Below are 2,245 nucleotides of genomic sequence, written 5' to 3'. Positions count from 1 at the left end.
AAAATCTAGGAGGAATATGTTTGAACTGGGGATGTATACCAACTAAAGCTCTTATTAAAAGTGCACATGTATATGAAGAAATAAACCATGCAGAAGAATTTGGATTAAATAAAACAGAAACATCTTTTGATTTTACTAATGTTGTAAAACGAAGTAGGGGGGTTGCTGATAAAATGAATAAAGGGGTCGGTTTTCTTATGAAAAAAAATAAAATCGATGTTATAAATGGAAATGCCAAAGTCAAACCTGGGAAAAAAATAGAAGTTACTGATAAAAACGGGAAAAAAACGGAGTATTCGGCTTCACATATTATTATAGCAACCGGTGCTCGTTCAAGGGTTTTGCCTAATTTACCTCAAGACGGTAAAAAAGTAATTGGATATAGAGAAGCTCTTACACTTCCTACAATGCCTAAATCCATGATTGTTGTTGGATCTGGTGCGATAGGTATTGAATTTGCTTATTTTTATGCAACTATGGGAGCCAAAGTTACAGTTGTTGAATTTTTACCAAATATTGTACCTGTTGAAGATGAAGAAGTATCTAAGCACGTTGAAAAATCAATAAAAAAACATGGTATAGATGTTATGGTTAACTCTTCTGTTGAAAGGGTCGATACTACAGGTAACGGTGTTAAAGCATTTGTAAAAACTCCTAAAGGAGAAGTAACACTTGAAGCTGATATTATTTTATCTGCAGTAGGTATTACAGCAAATATTGAAAATATAGGATTAGAAGAAGTAGGTATTGTTACCGATAAAGGGAGAATACTTGTTGATAATTTTTATAAAACAAATATCCCAGGATATTATGCCATTGGAGATGTAATTCCCGGACCGGCTTTAGCTCATGTAGCTTCCGCTGAAGGAATTTTATGTGTAGAGAAAATAAAAGGTTTAAATGTTGAGCCTATTGACTATGGAAATATTCCGGGATGTACTTATTGTTCTCCGGAAATTGCTTCTGTAGGTATGACAGAGAAAAAGGCAAAAGAAGCTGGTTATGAAATTAAAGTAGGTAAATTTCCATTTGTAGCCTCTGGTAAAGCTACTGCAAACGGGGATACAGATGGTTTTATAAAAGTAATATATGATGCTAAATATGGAGAACTTTTAGGTTGCCATATGGTAGGTAACGGTGTTACAGATATGATTGCTGAAGCAGTTGCTGTAAGAAGATTAGAAGCTACCTCTCATGAAATCTTAACTACTATACATCCTCATCCAACTATTTCTGAAGCATTTAAAGGGGCTACAGAAGCTGCGTATGGGGAAGCTATTGATTTATAAAATATACAATTTTATCGCAATAATTTTTTTATTAAAAGACTATCTTCATAGAGATAGTCTTTTAATTTTTTTATACAATTTAAAAATTCTATGAATAATACATTTAAAATTATTTTAGCCTCTCAATCGCCTCGAAGAGAAGAACTTTTAAGAAGTTTAAATTATACTTTCGATACTATACACTTAGATATGGATGAAACATATTCTTCGCAATTGAAAGAAAATCAAATAACAGAATACTTAGCTGAACAAAAATCAAAATACTATGGAGAAGTTGAAGATAAAACAGTTGTTATAACAGCTGATACGATTGTTTGGATGAATAATCATGCTTTGGAAAAACCTAAAAATTTCGAACAAGCAAAACAAATGTTATCCGAGTTATCAGGAAATTCCCATAAAGTTTATACTTCAGTAGGTTTTAAAACAAAAAATGATTTTCAAGTATTTACTGATTATACAGAAGTTCATTTTATGAAAATGAGTGATAATGAGATTGAATATTACATTGAAAATTTTAAACCTTTTGATAAATCAGGCTCATACGGTATACAAGATTGGATTGGTATAGCTAAAATTGATAAAATATCCGGATCATTTTTTACTATAATGGGATTACCTACACATATTGTTTACGATTATCTTGAAAATATTAAATTTTAGGTGACTATATATACTAATTTATGCTAAAAATATTTTAATTAGTATAATTAAATTCTTGTATTTATTATGTTAAAAATAATAACATAATGATAAATAAAGAATTTATTTCAATTATAGATCTTATAAACTATATTTACATTTTCTGCTGAACAACTCTGTATTAACTAGAAGATATACGCTGGGCTAATGGAGTTATATATAAGTCATTTTGATACATTTTCAAAAACTTATAAATGTAAAAATAATAAATAGATGCAAAAATACTGGAAAGTATTTTAACGTAAAAATCAATT

General features: G+C 29.6%; 2 protein-coding genes. Both read left to right on the top strand.

Translation table 11 applies throughout. From position 1 onward, the window contains the following. Positions 1 to 1,289, top strand: a 1,289-nt coding sequence (lpdA, locus tag M3Z80_RS09595) for a dihydrolipoyl dehydrogenase (RefSeq protein WP_293919393.1), incomplete at its 5' end; no start/stop codon positions are given. 90 nt (positions 1,290 to 1,379) lie between these two features. Then, positions 1,380 to 1,952: a Maf family nucleotide pyrophosphatase gene (locus tag M3Z80_RS09590; RefSeq protein ID WP_293919392.1), complete on the top strand. Its 573-nt coding sequence runs from the start codon at positions 1,380 to 1,382 to the stop codon at positions 1,950 to 1,952. The last annotated feature ends 293 nt before the right edge of the window (positions 1,953 to 2,245 follow it).

It is taken from the genome of Apibacter sp., assembly GCF_025291155.1.
Lineage (GTDB): Bacteria > Bacteroidota > Bacteroidia > Flavobacteriales > Weeksellaceae > Apibacter.
The sequence above is the reverse complement of the archived record's forward strand: the minus strand, read 5'-3'. Positions and strand labels throughout refer to the sequence as shown.